The organism is Pedococcus ginsenosidimutans (assembly GCF_039544395.1).
In the GTDB taxonomy this organism is placed as follows: Bacteria; Actinomycetota; Actinomycetes; order Actinomycetales; family Dermatophilaceae; genus Pedococcus; species Pedococcus ginsenosidimutans.
Genome location: NZ_BAABLO010000009.1, coordinates 82,562 through 99,575, shown reverse-complemented (window position 1 = coordinate 99,575; position 17,014 = coordinate 82,562). Strand labels below are relative to the sequence as shown.

The window sequence follows — 17,014 nt, the reverse complement described above, 5'->3', positions numbered from 1 at the left end:
GCATGACTATACACACCATTACAGGTTTATGCAGTCGCGTCCTTGCGCCGTGGACTCGTCACCCGAGGGGGTCGTCGTCCCCCCAGGGCATGAGCGTGATGGTGCGGTCGGCGTCGTCGAGCCCGCCGGCAGCACGGTCGTGCAGGGAGGCAGGCGTGTCCACGCCGGCGCGCACCATGCGGCCGGCCCAGACGTCGAGCTCGCCGGAGGCCAGCGCGAGGGCCAGGGCGGTCACCTCACCGGGGTCGGTCCACTCGGTCCGGTCCTCGTGCGCGACCATCGCCTCGGTCATGTCGGTCCGCACCACCCCCGGGGCGAGGTCGAACGCCAGGACACCGCGGTCCTGCCCCGCGAGCTGGGTCGACCCCGTCACGCGGGCCAGCGCCGTCTTGCTCGCGTTGTAGGCCGACGCGACGGCGCCCGGCCGCACGCCGGCACCGCTGTTGAGGTTGAGGACACGCCCCACCCCCGCCTCGAGCATGTGCGGCAGCACCGCGCGCGTGACGAGGAACGGCCCCAGCACGTTGACCTCCATGGTGCGCCACCACTCGTCGGGGTCGGCCTCGTGGATCGGGACCTCGGTGTCGATGACGCCGGCGTTGTTGACCAGGACGTCGACACGGCCGTGACGCTCGACGACGTCGGCCACCCAGCGGTCGACGGCAGCACGGTCGGTCACGTCGGCGACGGCGCTCGAGCCACGCTCCACGACGTACCCGGCCTGCTCGAACGCGTCGGCCAGGTGGCGCCCGATACCGCGGGAGGCCCCGGTGACGACGGCGACGGGGCGAGCGTCGGCGCTCACCGCTGCACCGCGCCGGTCCCCGACGCCGCAGCGGCCACCGCCGCGTCGCGCAGGGCACTGACCTCGTCGGTGGTCAGGGTCCGGTCGGCTGCCCTGAACGTCAGGCGGTAGGCGAGGGACTTGCGCCCGGCGCCGACCTGCTCGCCGCGGTAGACGTCGAACAGGTGCACCGACTCCAGGCTCTCCCCCGCCCCGGCCCGCAGGGCGGCCTCGACCCGACCGGCGGGAACGGGCTCGTCCACGACCAGGGCCACGTCGGTGTGCGCCGCGGGGTAGGTGGACAGCTCGCTGGCCTGGTGGGGCTTCCCCGTGGCGGCGATGAGGACGTCGACGTCCACCTCGGCCGCCACGCTGCGTGCCGGCAGGTCGAGGGTGGCGGTGACCTTGGGGTGCAGCTCGCCGGCGTGCCCGACCAGCGTGCCGTCGGACAACGAGATGCTCGCGCAGCGGCCCGGGTGCCAGGGTGCCCGGTCGGCGGAGGCGACCTCGAGGTCGAGACCCAGGGCCGTGCCGAGGGTCAGCACCCAGGCCACCGCGTCAGAGGCGTCGAACGGCCGCGCCGGCCCCCAGGGCCCGGCCGGCTCGGCGTCGCCCGCAGCCGCCATCGCGACGTGGCGCGGCTGCACCGGCACCGCGTCACGGATCCTCGCGAGGGTCGTGTCGTCCGGCCGCACCTCGATACCGGGCACGGGCGCCTCCGTGGCGGTCTCACGCCCCTCGGTGACCAGCCCCACCTCGTAGAGGGCGATGTCGCGGTGACCGCGGGCGACGTTGCGCCGCAGCGCGTCCTGGAGGGTGTCGAGCACCGAGGTGCGCATCAGCGGCGCCTCCTCGGACAGGGGGTTGACGAGCGCCTCGGCGCGTCGCCGCGGGTCCTGCGCGTCATACCCGAGCCGGTCGAACAGGTCACGGCTGACGAAGGGGTAGGTGAGCACCTCGACCAGGCCCTGCTGGGCCAAGGTCGTGGCGACGACCCGGCGCACCCGCTGCCCGTGCGACAGGCCGTGCCCGTTCTTCGGCTGCGGCAGCACGGACGGGATCTGGTCGTACCCGCGGACGCGGGCCACCTCCTCCACCAGGTCCGGGCCGTCCGCGAGGTCTGGGCGCCAGGACGGCGGCAGCACCGTGACGACCTCGCCCCCGGCGGCTCCGTCGGTCGCGCCCTCCTCGACGACGCACCCGATGGCGCGCAGCGTCGACAGCACCTCTTCGCGCGGGTAGTCGAGCCCGACGTAGCGGGTCGGCAGCGTGGTGTCGAAGGCGATGCTCGCGGAGGTGCGCAGCTCGCCGACGTCGGTGACCCCGCTGTCGGCCGTGCCCCCACCGTGCTGGACGAGCAGGTCGACGGCCAGCTGGGCGCCCACCGCTGCGACCGCGGGGTCGACGCCGCGTTCGAAGCGCTTGGACGCCTCGGTCACCAGGCGGTGGCGGCGCGAGGAGCGCGCGATCGAGATCGGGTCGAAGTGGGCCGCCTCGATGAGCACGTCGGTCGTGTTGGACGTGACCTCGGAGGCCTCGCCGCCCATGACACCCGCGATGGCGAGGGGCGTGTCGGAGCCGTCGACGATGAGCAGGTCCTCGGGGTCCAGCACCCGGGCCACGTCGTCGAGGGTGGTGAGCTTCTCCCCGACCCGCGCGCGGCGGGTGCCGACCGAGCCCGACAGCGTCTGGAGGTCGAACGCGTGCAGCGGCTGGCCGAGCAGCATCATGACGTAGTTGGTGACGTCGACGGCCAGCGAGATCGGGCGCATGCCGACCTGGGTCAGGCGCCTGCGCATCCACTGCGGGGTGGAGGCGCCGACGTCGACGCCACGGACGACGCGGGCGACGTAGCGGTCGCACCCGACGACTCCCCGGACGGGCGCGTCGTCGGTCAGGTGAACCGGGTACCCGGCCCCCTGCCCCTGCGCGACGGCGAGGTCCGCCGGGTCCCGGAAGGCGACGCCGGTCGACAGGGCGTACTCACGGGCGATGCCGCGCAGCGAGAAGCAGTAGCCGCGGTCGGGCGTGACGTTGACCTCGACCACCTCGTCGGCCAGGCCGAGCAGGGCGATGGCGTCGTCACCCGGAGCGAGCGCCGCCGCGGCGTCCTCCCCGAGGAGCTCGGAGAGCACGATGATGCCGTCGTGGTCGTCGCCGAGGCCGAGCTCGCGGGCCGAGCAGATCATGCCGTTGGAGATGTGGCCGTAGGTCTTCCGGGCCGAGATCTCGAACCCGCCGGGCAGCACGCCCCCGGGCAGGACGCACACGACCAGGTCGCCGACGGTGAAGTTGTGGGCGCCGCAGACGATCTCCTGCGCCTTGCCCTCGGTGACCCGCTGGCCGTGGTCGCCCACGTCGACGGTGCACCAGTTGATCGTCTTGCCGTTCTTCTGGGGTTCGGGCTCGACCGTGAGGACGCGGCCGACGACGAGGGGACCGCTGATGTCGCCACCGCTCAACCCCTCCTCCTCGAGCCCGACCCGGACGAGGGCGGCGGCGACGTCGGCACCGGTGGCGTCGGCGGGCACGTCGGCCAGCTCGCGCAGCCAGGACACGGGCGCGTGCATCAGATCTCCATTCCGAACTGGCGGGAGAACCGGACGTCTCCCTCGACGATGTCGTGCATGTCCCCGACCCCGTGGCGCAGCATGAGCGACCGCTCGATGCCGAGGCCGAACGCGAAGCCCGAGTAGCGCTGCGGGTCGACACCGGCTGCGCGCAGCACCCGCTGGTTGACCATGCCGCAGCCCCCGAGCTCGATCCAGCCGGTGCCGCCGCAGGTGCGGCACGAGGCGTCCGTGCCGCCGCAGACCCAGCACTGGCAGTCGATCTCGGCGCTCGGCTCGGTGAAGGGGAAGTAGTTGGGGCGCAGCCGCGTGACGATGCCGTCACCGAACAGCCGTTGCACGAACGCGTCGAGCGCGCCCTTGAGGTGGGCCATGGTGATGCCCTCGTCGACGACCAGGCCCTCGAACTGGTGGAACACCGGCGTGTGGGTGGCGTCGAGGTCGTCGGTGCGGAACACCTTGCCCGGGCACAGGACGTAGATGGGGGGTTCGCGGTCGAGCATCGTCCGGATCTGCACCGGCGAGGTGTGCGTACGCAGCACGAGGCCGCTTCCCGCGGGTGCGACGAAGAACGTGTCGGCCTCACCACGGGCGGGGTGGTCCGGTGAGAGGTTGAGGGCGTCGAAGTTCAGCCACTCCGACTCGACCTCCGGCCCCTCGGCGATCTCCCAGCCCATCGCCACGAAGATGTCCTCGATGCGCTCGGTCACCAGGCTGATCGGGTGCCGGGCGCCGAGCGGGCGGCGGGGGGTGCGGACCGTCAGGTCGACGGTCTCCTCGACCAGGATCCGCGCGTCGCGCTCGGCCTCGAGCTCGACCTGGCGGGCGGCCAGCGCCTGCCCGACGCGTCCCCGGGCCTGGCCCACGCGCTTGCCGGCCTCTGCCTTGGCGCTCGGGGGCAGCGCCCCGATCTCGCGGTTGGCGAGGGCGAGGGGGCTCTTCTCACCCTGGTGGGCGAGGCGGGCGGCCTTGAGGGCGTCGAGCGAGTCGGCCGCGGCGATCGCGGCCAGGGCGTCGGTGACGGCCTGCTCGACCGCGGCCGGGTCCAGTGCGGCGACCTCGACGGGGTCGTACTGCGTGTTGGGTCCAGACATGCCTTTTCCTCTGTCGACACGGGTCGCGGGACATCACCCGCGGTGCGTGCTCTCGGCGCCCGGAACGGGCCCACCGAGTCTAGGGGCGCGCGGCGGCGACCCCGGTCTGGGGTGCGGGCGGGGTTCAGCCTCCGGCAGGCGGGGAACGCCTTCAGCGCAGCCGTGCGGCCGCGACCGGAGGCGCGGTAAATCGCCGGCTGGCAGGCGTCATGGACCCAGCGTGGCTGCTGACGGGCCCCCGGTGCAACCCCGTTGCCGGCGCGACCGACCTCACGCGAGGTAGTCCGGCGGTTCGGAGGGCAGGGTGAGGCGGAACTGGGCCCCGCCGCTGGGGGTGGCGGACTCGACCCGTACCTGGCCGCCGTGCGCCTCCACGAGCCCCTTGACGACGTACAGGCCCAGCCCGGTGCTGCCGCGCCCGGAGCCGTGCCAGAATCGGCTGAAGACCAGGTCGCGGTGGTCGGTGGAGATGCCCTTGCCCTCGTCGCTGACGACGACGTCGACCCCGGTGGTGTGGTGGCCGCGGGCTGCCAGTCCCTCCTGCGAGTCGCCCTCGGACGGGACGGCCGCGAGCGTGATCACGCCGTCACCGTGGCGGAAGGCGTTCTCGATGAGGTTGGACAGGATCTGGTCGAGCCGGTCCGGGTCGGCCCACACCTCGGGCAGGTCCTGCGGCACCTCGATGCGGAAGCGGTCACGGTCCTGGCCGCTGGCCACCGCGCGCTCCACGTGCCGGCCGAACACCGCGGCGACGTCGATGGGCTGCGGGCGGATCTGCAGCCGCCCGGCGTCGATGCGCGACACGTCCAGGAGCTCGGTGATCAGGCGGGTGACGCGGTCGGCGTCGGCCTCGATCGTCTCGATCATCAGCCGCTTCTGGTCGTCGGTGAAGCGGTCCCAGCGGCGCAGGAGGGTCGAGGAGAACCCCTTGACCGACGTCAGGGGCGACCGCAGCTCGTGGGCGACCGTGGAGATGAGGGCGGCGTGGTCGGCCTCCAGCCGGCGCCTGGCCTCGGCGTCGCGGACCATGATGAGGACCCGGTTGACCGGCTGGTTGCGTCCCGGACGCAGGTACTTGGCGGTGACCAGCACCTCGCGGCCGCCCTCGAGCATGAGGAACTTCTCGCGGTGACCGGTGCGGATGTTCAGGCCGGACCAGGGGTCCGTGGCCTCCCACCAGTCGGTGCCGTCGCTGTCGCGCAGCGTGAGGGCCTCGCGGATGTCGCGCCCGAGCAGGTCGCGTCGACGCATGCCGAGCACCTGCGTGGCGCGGCGGTTGAGGAAGCTGACGCGGGCATCGGCCTCGGCGGCGACGAGCCCGTCCGGGAGCAGCTCACTGGCCTGGGCTGCCCGTTCGGGGTCGAGGATGGAGCCGGGCCGGTAGTCCATGGCGCGAACCCTAGCCCCTCTGGGCTGCTGCGGACGCGTAGAGGCAGACCGTGGCGGCCATCGCGAGGTTGAGCGACTCGGCCTTGCCGTGGATCGGCACCCGGACGACCTCGTCGCAACCGTCGCGGACGGACTCCTCCAGGCCCCACGCCTCGTTGCCCATGACCCAGGCATGGGCGGGGGCGAGGTCGACCTCCGGCAGCAGGACGGTGCCCGCCCCGTCGGCGGCGAGGACCCGGATCCCCGCCTCGCGCAGCCGTCCGATCGTGCCCTCGACGGGCAGCCCGGTCACGACCGGCAGGTGGAACAGCGAACCCGCCGTGGAGCGCACCACCTTGGGTGAGAGCACGTCGACGGAGGCGTCGCTGACCAGTACGGCGTCGGCGCCCGCGGCGTCCGCACCGCGGATGACGGTGCCGGCGTTGCCGGGGTCGCGGACGTGGGTGAGCAGGACCAGCAGCCGCGGACGGGCCGCCAGGACGTCCTCGAGCGAGGCGCTGGGGACCCGGCAGACGGCAGCCAGCCCCTGCGGAGTCGGCGTCTCGCTCATCGCGCCGAGGACCTCCGCGGAGACCTCGTGGACGTGCAGGCCGGCGGCGCGAGCGGAGTCGACGACCTCGCCGTACCGGGTGACGGCGTCGGACGTGAGGTAGAGGTCGACGACCAGCTCGGGCCGGTGGCGGACCACCTCGCGCACCGACTGGGGCCCCTCGACGAGGAAACGGCCGGTCTTCTCACGCACCGAGCGCCGGGACAGGGCCCGGACCGCCTTGACCCTGTCCGACCGGGGGCTGGTCAGGGGTGAGGACGGCGGGGTCATGTCCCGGCGCTCGGGTGGTGCGGTGACGCGCTGGATCAGGCGTTCGCGGTCTCGGCCACGGCCGGGACGTTCGCGCGCGCGATCTCGACGAGCGCGGCGAAGGCAGCCTCGTCGTTGACGGCCAGCTCGGCCAGCATGCGACGGTCGACCTCGATCTCCGCGGCCTTGAGGCCCTGGATGAAGCGGTTGTAGGTCATGCCGTTGGCGCGGGCGCCGGCGTTGATGCGCTGGATCCAGAGGCGACGGAAGTCACCCTTCTTGGCCCGACGGTCCCGGTAGGCGTAGCCGAGGCTGTGGGTGACCTGCTCCTTGGCCTTGCGGTAGAGCCGCGAGCGCTGCCCGCGGTAGCCGCTGGCGCGCTCGAGGACGACCCGGCGCTTCTTCTGGGCGTTGACTGCCCGCTTCACGCGTGCCACGTGAGTTCTCCTTGCTGTCTGTCTGCTTGCGAGGCTTCGTGCTGAGCCCGGCCAAACAATGTGGGGTGGATGGGCTCGGCTCAGCGGCCGAGGAGCTTCTTGACCTTCTTGGAGTCCGGCTTGGACACCTCGACGTCGTTCGCGATCGAGCGGGTGAAGCGCGAGGACTTGTGCTCGAGGAGGTGGCGACCGCCAGCCTGCTCGCGCATGACCTTGCCCTTGCCGGTGATCCGGAAGCGCTTCTTGGCACCGGAGTGCGTCTTCATCTTCGGCATGGCTGCCGATCTCCTTGCTGTTGATGTAGCGGTGTTGGTGTAGCCGGTGGGACGTGACCAGCTGGCGGGGCCAGTGGTCGGAACTACGTGGTGGGGGCCTGGTCGGCCGGCGTGGCCTCGGGTGCCTCAGCGGTCTCGGCGGCCGGGGCTGCCTCCGGCGCGTCGGCCGGGGCCGCGGCGTGGCCCGCGTCGGAGGTCCGTGCGCGGCGCTGCTCGGCCATCGCCTCGGACTTCTTCTTCGTGGGGGCCAGCACCATGATCATGTTGCGGCCGTCCTGCTTGGGCGCGGACTCGACCGTGCCCAGCTCCAGGACGTCCTCGGCCAGGCGCTGCAGCAGGCGGAAGCCCAGCTCGGGGCGCGACTGCTCGCGACCGCGGAACATGATCGTCACCTTGACCTTGTCGCCACCCTTGAGGAAGCGCTCGACGTGGCCCTTCTTGGTGCCGTAGTCGTGCGGATCGATCTTCGGGCGGAGCTTGATCTCCTTGATGACCGTGTTGACCTGGTTCTTGCGCGCTTCGCGCGCCTTCAGTGCGGCTTCGTACTTGAACTTGCCGAAGTCCATGAGCTTGGCGACTGGAGGCTTGGCCATCGGGGCGACCTCGACGAGGTCGAGGTCTGCCTCGGCGGCGAGCCGCAGCGCGTCCTCGACGCGCACGATGCCGACCTGCTCTCCGTTGGGGCCAACCAACCGCACTTCCGGAACCCGGATGCGGTCGTTGATGCGAGGCTCGCTGATGGTGCTGCTCCTTCGGTCAGGGAAACGTCCGACCGCACCCAACGAGAAGAGGCTCCCCGCCGCTGTCGCGCGAGAAGCCTCACCAGTTCCGTCACGGGACCCCGAGGACCGTATCCTGCGTGGCTCACGCCCCGCGGCTACGCCTCGGTGACCCGGGAGACCCGGCGACCTGTGTGGTCGACGCGGGTGGAAGCAGGTGCTGCTTCTCTTGCACACCGTGGCCCCTGTGAGACCGCCTCGGGACGAACCCGTGGCGACCCCGTGGGTGGTCACGGCCGGTCGATCTGCAAGGCTACCAGCGTGAGCACGGAATCTGCCAATCCCCACCCGACCGGCACCACCCACGACGCCACCCAGGATGTCACCCAGGACGTCCCCCACGACGAGCAGGAGCGGGTCGCCCAGCAGACCCGCGACATCTCCGAGGTACCGGCCGTCGAGGTCATCACCACGGCCGCGATCCACCTGATGAGCGCCGCGGCGGTCAAGTGCGGGCTGGCCGAGGGCCCCGATGCCGCGGACCACCTCGACCTCGACGAGGCCCGGCGCCTCATCAACGCCCTCGCCGGGCTGGTCACCGCCTCCGCCCCCGACCTGGGCAGCCAGCACGCCGCTCCCCTGCGCGACGGCCTGAAGTCGCTGCAGCTCGCGTTCCGGGAGGCCTCCGTGATCCCCGACGCGCCCGGCCAGGGCCCCGGGGAGAAGCTCACCGGCTCCGTCGTCTGACCTCCTCGACCTCCGCCCGACCCTCCCGAGCCCCAGACCCCTGGATTGGGTGCTGGAGCGCACGGTTCTGCGAGCGCTCCGGCACCCAAAGCCGAGAGGGAGGGGGCGGGGAGGCGGGGTCGAGAAGGAGATCAGACGGTGGCGGCGGCCCGGGTGCGCTCCTCGGCACGCCCCGCGCGGTCGGCCCGGTGCCGGCGGGCCCGCCCCGACGTGGCTGCGGCCCCCGCGAGGGCGACGACCAGCCCGACCACGGCCACGCTGAGGAACCCCGCGCCCCACCCGACGTGGTCGATGGCCGCGCCGGCCAACGGGGCACCGAGCGCCATACCGGCGGTCATGAACGAGCCGTGCCACCCCATGGCCTCGCCGCGGGCGGCTGCGGGGACGACGCGGCTGACCTGGTCGACGGTCGCGGTGATCGTGGGCGCGCAGAACAGGCCCGCGACGAAGGCGAGCACCGCGAGCGAGGGGGCTCCGGACGCCAGGGCCATCGGCGCGGTGACGACCGCGAGCCCGCCGAGCAGCCAGAACGCGGAGAACGAGCGGTGCAGTCCGCCGTAGACGAGGCCGCCGACGAGGGACCCGGCACCCCAGACCGCCAGGACCCAGCCGATGGAGGACGTCGAGCCGAAGTCGCGCAGCGCGGCGACGAACGCGAGGTCGGAGCCGCCCAGGACCACCGTGGTCGCGGTCGCCCCGAGGCAGATGACGATGAAGGGCGGCCGGAACCAGGTCGAGCGGGCGACCGACGAGGCCGCCTCGGGGGCGCCCTGGTCGTCGAGCACCGGGCGGTCGTCGCGGATGACCGGGTCGGCCACCCACAGCAGCACCCCGGCGGCGACCCCGAGCATCTGGATGCCGAACAGGACCCACTGCGTCGGCCAGACCGTGGCGGCCCACACGCCCAACGCCGGGCCGACCATGAACGACAGCTCCACGGCCACCGAGTCGAGGCTGATGGCGGTCCGGCGGTCGTCCTCGTCGACGGCCACGATGATGGCCTGGCGGATGATCGAGAAGGTCGGCACGACGAAGAGCCCGGCCAGCGAGGCCAGCACCAGCAGCGGCCAGTAGGAGACGAACGGCGCGACCGACCAGCACCCGGCCGCGACGACCAGCGACGGGACGACCACGCGGCGCAGCCCCATCCGGTCGAGCAGCCGGCCGCGCCAGGGCCCGCTCACGGCGATGGCCACGGTCGCAGCCGCGGAGACCAGGCCCGCGGCGGCATAGGTGCGGCCGAGGGCGGACACCACGTGCAGCGTGAGGACGATCCCGCCGGTGAAGATGGGCATGCGCACGAGGAACCCCAGGACGAGCGCACGGCGCAGCGCCTGGTTGGCGAGGACGCGACGGTAGCGGTGGAACTGCACCCGTCCACTGTCGCAGCGACCCACGACACCGGCCAAACCGATTTCGCCCCTGACACCGACCGGTCCCCCTCGCACCCCGACGCACCCTCGACGGGAGCTCCCCAGCGACTTGCCTCGGATGCGGGCAAACCGTCGATGGACGAGGGTGGAGGAAGGCTCGTGAACGCCGCGGGCCGGCCCAGAGACCTCGCAGACCAGACCCCGAGCACGCCACCGAAGGAGCACCATGACCGACCAGCACCCCGGCGAGTCCATCCGCACCGCGCCCTCCGACGAGGCCGGCCTCGGGTCGCACACCGACAACGGCGCCCCCGCACCCAGCGACCGCAACTCGCTCACCCTCGGTCCGGACGGGCCGATCCTGCTCCACGACGTGCACTTCCTCAACCAGATGGCGCACTTCAACCGCGAGCGCATCCCGGAGCGCAACGTGCACGCCAAGGGGTCCGGGGCGTTCGGGACGTTCGAGACCACCGAGGACGTCTCCCGGTACACCAAGGCGGCCCTCTTCCAGCCGGGTGTGACCACCGAGATGCTGGCCCGCTTCTCCACGGTCGCGGGCGAGCAGGGCTCCCCCGACACGTGGCGCGACCCGCGTGGCTTCGCGCTGAAGTTCTACACGACCGAGGGCAACTACGACCTCGTCGGCAACAACACCCCTGTCTTCTTCATCCGCGACACCATGAAGTTCCCGCACTTCATCCGCAGCCAGAAGCGCCTCGGCGGCTCGGGCCTGCGCGACAACCACATGCAGTGGGACTTCTGGAGCCTCAACCCCGAGTCGGCCCACCAGGTCACCTACCTCATGGGCGACCGCGGCATCCCGAAGACGTTCCGCCACATGAACGGCTACGGCTCCCACACGTTCCTCTGGGTCAACGCCGCCGGGGAGAAGCACTGGGTGAAGTACCACTTCCACAGCAACCAGGGCGTCGAGGGCCTCACGGGTGAGGAGGCGACGCGCATCGCGGGCCAGGACGCCGACCACCACCGGCGCGACCTGTACGACTCCATCGAGGCGGGCGACTTCCCGAGCTGGACCCTGTCGATCCAGGCGATGCCGTACGAGGACGCGAAGACCTACCACTTCAACCCCTTCGACCTGACCAAGGTGTGGCCGCACAGCGACTACCCGCTCATCAAGGTCGGCACCATGACGCTGAACAAGAACCCTGACAACTTCTTCGCCCAGATCGAGCAGGCGGCGTTCGAGCCGTCGGCGGTCGTGCCGGGCATCGGCTTCTCGCCGGACAAGATGCTGCTGGGGCGGGCGTTCGCCTACTCCGACACCCACCGCTACCGCATCGGCGCCAACTACCTGCAGCTGCCGGTCAACCGCCCCCGCGTGGAGGGCCTCAACACCTACGCGCAGGACGGCGCAATGGCGTACGAGCACCGTGGCGACGCCCCCGTGTACGCCCCGAACAGCCAGGGGCGCGGGTATGCCGACGAGGTCGGCGAGGTGGAGGACGGCTGGGAGGCCGACGGGGCGATGGTGCGGCAGGCCTACACCCTGCGCGCCGACGACGACGACTTCGGCCAGGCCGGCACCCTCGTGCGCGAGGTCTGGGACGACGCGCAGCGCGAGGCGTTCGTGGAGACGGTGGCCGGCCACCTGCTCGGCGGCGTGAAGTCCCCGGTGCTCGAGCGGGCCTTAGACTACTGGAGGAGCGTCGACGCCGAGACCGGCAAGCAGATCGAGGAGCTCGTGCGGGCCGGTCTCGGGGGCGACAACCCCGGCGGCATGGCCGACGACGCCAAGGTCGTCGAGGACCCGATCGTGGAGAGCAACACCCAGGCCTCGACCTGAGCCCACCCGGCGCCGTACCCGCCCTCCTCCCGACCTGGTGCCGCTGACACGTGCGACGGCCCCGACGGCTCGTCCTCGTGCCTCAGCGGCACCGGGTCGGGGGAGAATGCGGAGGGTGACGACGATCTACCACCTCGCCGAGCCCGAGCACTGGACCGACGCCCTCGCGTCGGGCAGCTACACGCAGTCGACCCGCGGCCGCACCCTGGCGCAGGAGGGGTTCATCCACTGCTCCTCGGCGCAGCAGTGGCCCGTGGTGCGGCGCGCGTTCTATGCCGACCACCCCGGCCCGCTGCTCCTGCTCGAGATCGACGAGGACCGGCTCGCCGAGCCACCGGTCCGCGAGGTGGGCAACCCCGCGACCGGCGAGGTCTTCCCCCACCTGTACGCCGCGCTCGACCCGGCCGCCGTCGTGCGGGTGACCGAGCTGGCGCCCCCGCACGCCTAGGAGATCGAGAAGGCCAGGCCGTCGATGCGGGCGCGGATCTCCCCGTCGGTGGCGAGGCGCTCCCCTATCGCTGTCGCGACCGCCTGCACGCGGTCGGCGTCGAGCCCGGGCACCAGCGTGAGGTGAACCCGCAGGACCCCCTCGCCCGGTGCACCCGCGTCCAGCCGGTGACCCACGACGTCGGGCTGGTCGTGCACCGCGTCGGCGACGGCGCGGGCCACGGTGTCGTCCTCGTGGGCGGGCAGCCACTCGCGCTGCTGCGCCAGCGCCCAGACCATGCTCGGCCGCAGCGCGAGGGACCGCTCCCCCGCCACGTCGACGACCATGACCTCGCACCGCTCGCTCACCGCCGCCTGGGCGGCACGGGCCGCGGTGACGGGTACGGGGCGCGCCTGGGGGTCCCACGCGGCGATCGCCTCCATGGAGCTGAACACCGGCAGGGCTCGGGTGCCGTCGGGCGCCACCAGCGTGACCGCAGCCATGTCGGTCTGCTTCTCGACGACGTGCTCCCCGCTCGCGTCGGTGGAGACGGGCTCGGCCACGATCGGGACCAGCAGGCGGGCCGCCGCGACGGCCGCCATCAGGCCTCGCTCGTCACCCGGGTCCGCCATCGCGGCGACGAGGGCGGGGTCGGCCGCACCGGTGTCGCCGTCGAACCCGGTGCCGCTCAGCTCGCGGCCGCCGAACGGGACGCCGGCGGAGTCGTGGGACGGCACGGGACCGGTCACGGGCGACCCGCCACGTCGAGGGCGGCGGGCAGCGTGAACGCTCCCCGGTAGAGGGCCGAGCCGACGATCGCCCCTTCCACCCCGTCGGGCACGAGCCCGCGGATCGCCGCGATGTCCTCGAGCGTGGAGACGCCCCCGGAGGCGACGACCGGGCGGTCGGTGCGGGCGCACACGTCGCGCAGCAGCTCGAGGTTGGGGCCCTTGAGCATGCCGTCCTTGTTGACGTCGGTGACGACGTAGCGGGCGCAGCCCTCGCGGTCGAGGCGCTCCAGGGTCTCCCAGAGGTCGCCGCCCTCCTGGGTCCAGCCGCGCGCCGCCAGGGTCGTGCCACGGACGTCGAGGCCCACCGCGATGCGGTCGCCGTGCTCGGCGATGGCGGCGGCGGTCCACTCGGGGTCCTCCAGGGCCGCGGTCCCGAGGTTGACCCGTCGGCACCCGGTGGCCAGCGCGGCCTCCAGCGACGCGGCGTCCCGGATCCCGCCGCTCATCTCCACCTTGATGTCGAGGCGCCCGACGATCTCGGCGAGCAGCTCACGGTTGGAGCCACGCCCGAACGCCGCGTCGAGGTCGACGAGGTGCAGCCACTCCGCGCCCTGCTCCTGCCACGCGAGCGCGGCCTGCCAGGGGTCGCCGAACTGCCCACCGGTGCCCGCCACCCCCTGCACGAGCTGGACGGCCTGGCCGTCGGCGACGTCGACGGCGGGCAGGAGTTCGAGGCGAGGTGCGGTCATGCGGTGTCCTTCGTGAGTCGTGCGGATGGTGCGGGTCCAGCGAGGGATGGTGGCGGTACGGGGGCGTGGCTCCGGCGCGGCCGGGCGCCTCAGAGGGTGCGCACCCAGTTCTCGAGCAGCGCCAGGCCCGCCTCCCCCGACTTCTCGGGGTGGAACTGGGTCGCGGACAGTGGGCCGTTCTCGACCGCTGCCACGAAGGGACCGCCGTGCTCGGACCAGGTGACCTTCGGCGCCACGGCGGCGAACGCGCCGGTCGGGGGCTCCAGGGTCCAGTCCTGCACGGCGTAGGAGTGGACGAAGTAGAACCGCTCCGACTCCACACCGGCGAACAGGCGGGTGCCCGGGGCCGCGGTGACGTCGCTCCAGCCCATGTGCGGCACGACGTCCGCCTTCAGCCTCGTCACGGTGCCGGGCCACTCGCCCAGACCCTCCTGCGGGCTGGCACCCGGCTCCTCGCTGCCGTCGAAGAGCACCTGCATCCCGACGCACACCCCGAGCACCGGACGTCCGCCGGCGAGGCGGGTCTCGATGACCAGGGGCCCGTCCGCAGCCCGCAGGCCGGTGAGGCAGGCGTGGAAGTTGCCGACACCGGGCACGAACAGCCCGTCGGCGTCGAGCGCGGCCGCCCGGTCGCCGGTCAGCGTGACCTCGGCACCGACGTGCTCGAGGGCACGGACGGCGGACCGGACGTTGCCGCTGCCGTAGTCGAACACCACGACGTGCGCCATCAGCTCTCCTCCAGTTCGGCGCGGTGCTGCGCCTGCTCAGCCATGCGGGACTCGAAACGGGCAACCGCTTGCGCGGTCGGGGCGACGACCTGGCCGTGCAGGGCCGTCGAGGGGGCGAGCAGCTCGGCCCCGGGCAGGCCCAGGGCGGCGAGCAGGCCGCGCAGCCACCCCGTCGCGTCACCCGAGCCGTCCGCGACCACCGACGCCACGGTCCGCGGGCCGGAGGGCCCGTGTGCGGCTGCGACCAGGTCGGTCGGGCGGGCGGCGTCGAGGGTGGGCGTGCGGACGGGGCCCTTCCCCGGCTCCCACACCAGCCAGCGCTGCCCACCGCGCCAGCCGCGGGACCTGACCGTGACCACGGCCCGGTCGTCGACCACGAAGAAGCCGACTGCCGGCCGCAGCCGGTTCGGCAGCGGTCTCCCGACCAGCGCGGCCACGGGGTCGTCGTACGGTGCGCTCGCCCGCGAGGTGCGCTCGGCCGGCACGAGGGCCGTCCACTGCCCCAGCGGCACGACCTCGCACGCGACCAGACCGCGTCTCAGCCAGCCCGCGGCCCGCGAGGGCTCGCCGCGCACGAGGAGCAGCCCGCGCGAGTCCCGCGCGGACTGCCACGGCACGCTCACGTGGAGAGGCTGCCCTTCGCGCTGGGTACGCCGCTCACCCGCGGGTCGCGGGCGACGGCCGCGCGCAGCGCACGGGCCACCGCCTTGAACTGCGCCTCCACGACGTGGTGGGGGTCGCGGCCCGAGAGCACCCGCACGTGGAGCGCGATGCCCGCCCGGCCGGCGAACGACTCCCACACGTGGCGGGTCAGGGAGCCGACGTAGTTGCCGCCGATGACGACGTAGGCCTGGCCCTCGGGCTCGCCGGTGTGGACGACGTAGGGGCGTCCCGCCACGTCGACGACCGCCTGGACGAGGGCCTCGTCGAGCGGCACGGTGGCGTCACCGAACCTGGAGATGCCGGTCTTGTCGCCGAGGGCCTCACGCAGGGCGTCACCGAGGACGATCGCGACGTCCTCGACCGTGTGGTGGGCGTCGACGTCGACGTCGCCGGTGGCCTTGACCCGCAGGTCGATCAGGGAGTGCTTGGCCAGCGACGTGAGCATGTGGTCGTAGAAGCGGACGCCGGTCGAGACGTCGGCGACACCGGTGCCGTCGAGGTCGAGCTCGAGCTCGACGCTGGACTCCGAGGTCGAACGGCTCAGCGAGACCTTGCGGGGGTCACCTGCGGTCACGAAGCGCTCCTGTCGGTGGCGGTGTCGGCGATCTCGGCCACGGCGGCCAGGAACGCGTCCGTCTCGGCCGGGGTCCCGGCCGTGACACGAAGATAGTGGGGGATGCCGACGTCGCGGACCAGCACACCCCGGTCCAGCAGCGCCCGCCAGGTGTCGGCCGCGTCGACGAGTCCGCCGAACAGGACGAAGTTGGCGTCGCTGGCCACCGGGGCGTAGCCGAGCTCGGCCAGCCGGGTGACCATGCGGTCGCGCTGCTCCTTGATGGCCTCGACGGTGCCGAGCATCTGGTCGGCGTGGGCGAGGGCGCCCAGGGCGATCGCCTGCGTCGGCGCCGACAGGTGGTAGGGCAGCCGCACCAGCCGGAGCGCGTCGACCAGCGCCGGGTCGGCCGCGAGGTAGCCGAGCCGCCCGCCGGCGAAGGCGAACGCCTTGCTCATCGTCCGGGTCACCACCAGGCGGGGACGGCCCTCGAGGAGCGTCAGCGCGCTCGGGGTGCCCGGGCGGGCGAACTCTGCGTAGGCCTCGTCGACCACGACGACGGCGCGCTCGGCCGCGGCGTACACGGCCTCGACCACCTCGAGCGACAGGGCCGTGCCGGTGGGGTTGTTGGGCGAGCAGAGGAAGACGACGTGAGGCTGGTGCTCGCGGACCTGCGCCACCGCCGACTCGACCGTGAGGTCGAACGGCGCATCGGGCCCGCTGCCGCGCAGCCCGTCGACCCAGGCCATCCCCGTGCCGGTGCTGATGAGGGGGTGCATGGAGTACGCGGGGGTGAAGCCGAGCGCGGTGCGCCCCGGGCCGCCGAAGGCGAGGACGACGTGCTGGAGCACCTCGTTGGAGCCGTTGCCGGCCCAGACCTGCGCCGGCCCCACCACGACGCCGGAGGTCGAGGTGAGGTAGGCGGCGAGGGCCGTGCGCAGCTCGGTGAACTCGCGGTCGGGGTAGCGGTTGAGCGAGGGCGCCACCGCGGCGACCCGCGCGGTGATGTCGGCGACGACCTCGGCGGGCACCGGGTAGGAGCTCTCGTTGGTGTTGAGGCGGACGGGCACGTCGAGCTGCGGCGCGCCGTACGGGCTCGCACCACGCAGGTCCTCACGCAGGAGGGCGTCGAGCGCCGCCCGGTCGGTGGTCTCGGTCACGGTCGG

At 72.9% G+C, this 17,014-nt stretch carries 18 protein-coding genes; 3 read left to right on the top strand and 15 right to left on the bottom strand.

Annotation, left to right across the window (positions count from 1 at the left end):
• Nucleotides 1-58: 58 nt before the first annotated feature.
• The 8 genes from ABEA42_RS10755 to infC form a co-directional block, all read right to left on the bottom strand.
• Nucleotides 59-805 (bottom strand): SDR family oxidoreductase, encoded by a 747-nt coding sequence (locus ABEA42_RS10755; protein ID WP_345503211.1) that lies wholly within the window; start codon nt 803-805, stop codon nt 59-61.
• Nucleotides 802-3,354, bottom strand: coding sequence for a phenylalanine--tRNA ligase subunit beta (pheT, locus tag ABEA42_RS10750; RefSeq protein WP_345503210.1), 2,553 nt, complete (start codon nt 3,352-3,354; stop codon nt 802-804). Before pheT ends, ABEA42_RS10755 begins: the two co-directional genes overlap by 4 nt.
• Nucleotides 3,354-4,448, bottom strand: coding sequence for a phenylalanine--tRNA ligase subunit alpha (gene pheS / locus ABEA42_RS10745; protein WP_345503208.1), 1,095 nt, complete (start codon nt 4,446-4,448; stop codon nt 3,354-3,356). Before pheS ends, pheT begins: the two co-directional genes overlap by 1 nt.
• Before the next feature lie 270 nt (nt 4,449-4,718).
• On the bottom strand, nt 4,719-5,837 hold the full coding sequence (locus tag ABEA42_RS10740) for a PAS domain-containing sensor histidine kinase (RefSeq protein ID WP_345503206.1): 1,119 nt from the start codon (nt 5,835-5,837) through the stop codon (nt 4,719-4,721).
• Nucleotides 5,838-5,847: 10 nt separating this feature from the next.
• The gene (locus ABEA42_RS10735) at nt 5,848-6,657 is read right to left on the bottom strand and encodes a TrmH family RNA methyltransferase (protein WP_345503205.1); all 810 of its coding nucleotides are present in this window, start codon (nt 6,655-6,657) and stop codon (nt 5,848-5,850) included.
• A gap of 35 nt (nt 6,658-6,692) precedes the next feature.
• A complete protein-coding gene (gene rplT, locus ABEA42_RS10730; protein ID WP_345503204.1) occupies nt 6,693-7,073 on the bottom strand; it encodes a 50S ribosomal protein L20 in 381 nt (126 codons plus the stop codon).
• 80 nt (nt 7,074-7,153) lie between these two features.
• Entirely contained in the window at nt 7,154-7,348 is a 195-nt protein-coding gene (gene rpmI / locus ABEA42_RS10725) for a 50S ribosomal protein L35 (RefSeq protein WP_345503203.1), read from the bottom strand.
• 83 nt (nt 7,349-7,431) lie between these two features.
• Nucleotides 7,432-8,088: a translation initiation factor IF-3 gene (gene infC / locus ABEA42_RS10720; RefSeq protein WP_345503232.1), complete on the bottom strand. Its 657-nt coding sequence runs from the start codon at nt 8,086-8,088 to the stop codon at nt 7,432-7,434.
• Nucleotides 8,089-8,505: 417 nt separating this feature from the next.
• Here infC and ABEA42_RS10715 point away from each other — a divergent pair, with 417 nt between their 5' ends.
• The gene (locus ABEA42_RS10715) at nt 8,506-8,814 is read left to right on the top strand and encodes a DUF1844 domain-containing protein (protein ID WP_425572055.1); all 309 of its coding nucleotides are present in this window, start codon (nt 8,506-8,508) and stop codon (nt 8,812-8,814) included.
• Nucleotides 8,815-8,945: 131 nt separating this feature from the next.
• Here the strand turns inward: ABEA42_RS10715 and ABEA42_RS10710 are convergent, their stop codons facing one another.
• The gene (locus tag ABEA42_RS10710) at nt 8,946-10,187 is read right to left on the bottom strand and encodes an MFS transporter (protein ID WP_345503200.1); all 1,242 of its coding nucleotides are present in this window, start codon (nt 10,185-10,187) and stop codon (nt 8,946-8,948) included.
• Between the two features lie 226 nt (nt 10,188-10,413).
• Between ABEA42_RS10710 and ABEA42_RS10705 the strand changes: the two genes are divergently transcribed.
• Nucleotides 10,414-11,997 carry a catalase gene (locus ABEA42_RS10705; RefSeq protein ID WP_345503198.1) on the top strand — a complete coding sequence of 528 codons (1,584 nt, stop codon included), beginning with the start codon at nt 10,414-10,416 and terminating at the stop codon, nt 11,995-11,997.
• A 115-nt stretch (nt 11,998-12,112) separates the two neighbouring features.
• Nucleotides 12,113-12,445, top strand: coding sequence for a DUF952 domain-containing protein (locus ABEA42_RS10700; protein WP_345503196.1), 333 nt, complete (start codon nt 12,113-12,115; stop codon nt 12,443-12,445).
• Here ABEA42_RS10700 and ABEA42_RS10695 read toward each other — a convergent pair.
• The 6 genes from ABEA42_RS10695 to ABEA42_RS10670 form a co-directional block, all read right to left on the bottom strand.
• Nucleotides 12,442-13,173: an SseB family protein gene (locus tag ABEA42_RS10695; RefSeq protein WP_345503194.1), complete on the bottom strand. Its 732-nt coding sequence runs from the start codon at nt 13,171-13,173 to the stop codon at nt 12,442-12,444. The genes ABEA42_RS10700 and ABEA42_RS10695 overlap by 4 nt on opposite strands.
• Nucleotides 13,170-13,904, bottom strand: a complete 735-nt coding sequence (gene priA / locus ABEA42_RS10690; protein WP_345503193.1) for a bifunctional 1-(5-phosphoribosyl)-5-((5-phosphoribosylamino)methylideneamino)imidazole-4-carboxamide isomerase/phosphoribosylanthranilate isomerase PriA — start codon at nt 13,902-13,904, stop codon at nt 13,170-13,172. The genes ABEA42_RS10695 and priA overlap by 4 nt, the downstream gene beginning before the upstream one ends.
• Nucleotides 13,905-13,993: 89 nt before the next feature.
• Nucleotides 13,994-14,632: an imidazole glycerol phosphate synthase subunit HisH gene (hisH, locus tag ABEA42_RS10685; RefSeq protein WP_345503192.1), complete on the bottom strand. Its 639-nt coding sequence runs from the start codon at nt 14,630-14,632 to the stop codon at nt 13,994-13,996.
• Nucleotides 14,632-15,255, bottom strand: coding sequence for a hypothetical protein (locus tag ABEA42_RS10680; RefSeq protein WP_345503191.1), 624 nt, complete (start codon nt 15,253-15,255; stop codon nt 14,632-14,634). Before ABEA42_RS10680 ends, hisH begins: the two co-directional genes overlap by 1 nt.
• Nucleotides 15,252-15,869: an imidazoleglycerol-phosphate dehydratase HisB gene (hisB, locus tag ABEA42_RS10675; RefSeq protein WP_345503190.1), complete on the bottom strand. Its 618-nt coding sequence runs from the start codon at nt 15,867-15,869 to the stop codon at nt 15,252-15,254. Before hisB ends, ABEA42_RS10680 begins: the two co-directional genes overlap by 4 nt.
• Complete coding sequence (locus tag ABEA42_RS10670) at nt 15,866-17,008, bottom strand: histidinol-phosphate transaminase (RefSeq protein ID WP_345503189.1); 1,143 nt, start codon at nt 17,006-17,008, stop codon at nt 15,866-15,868. Before ABEA42_RS10670 ends, hisB begins: the two co-directional genes overlap by 4 nt.
• Nucleotides 17,009-17,014: the final 6 nt, after the last annotated feature.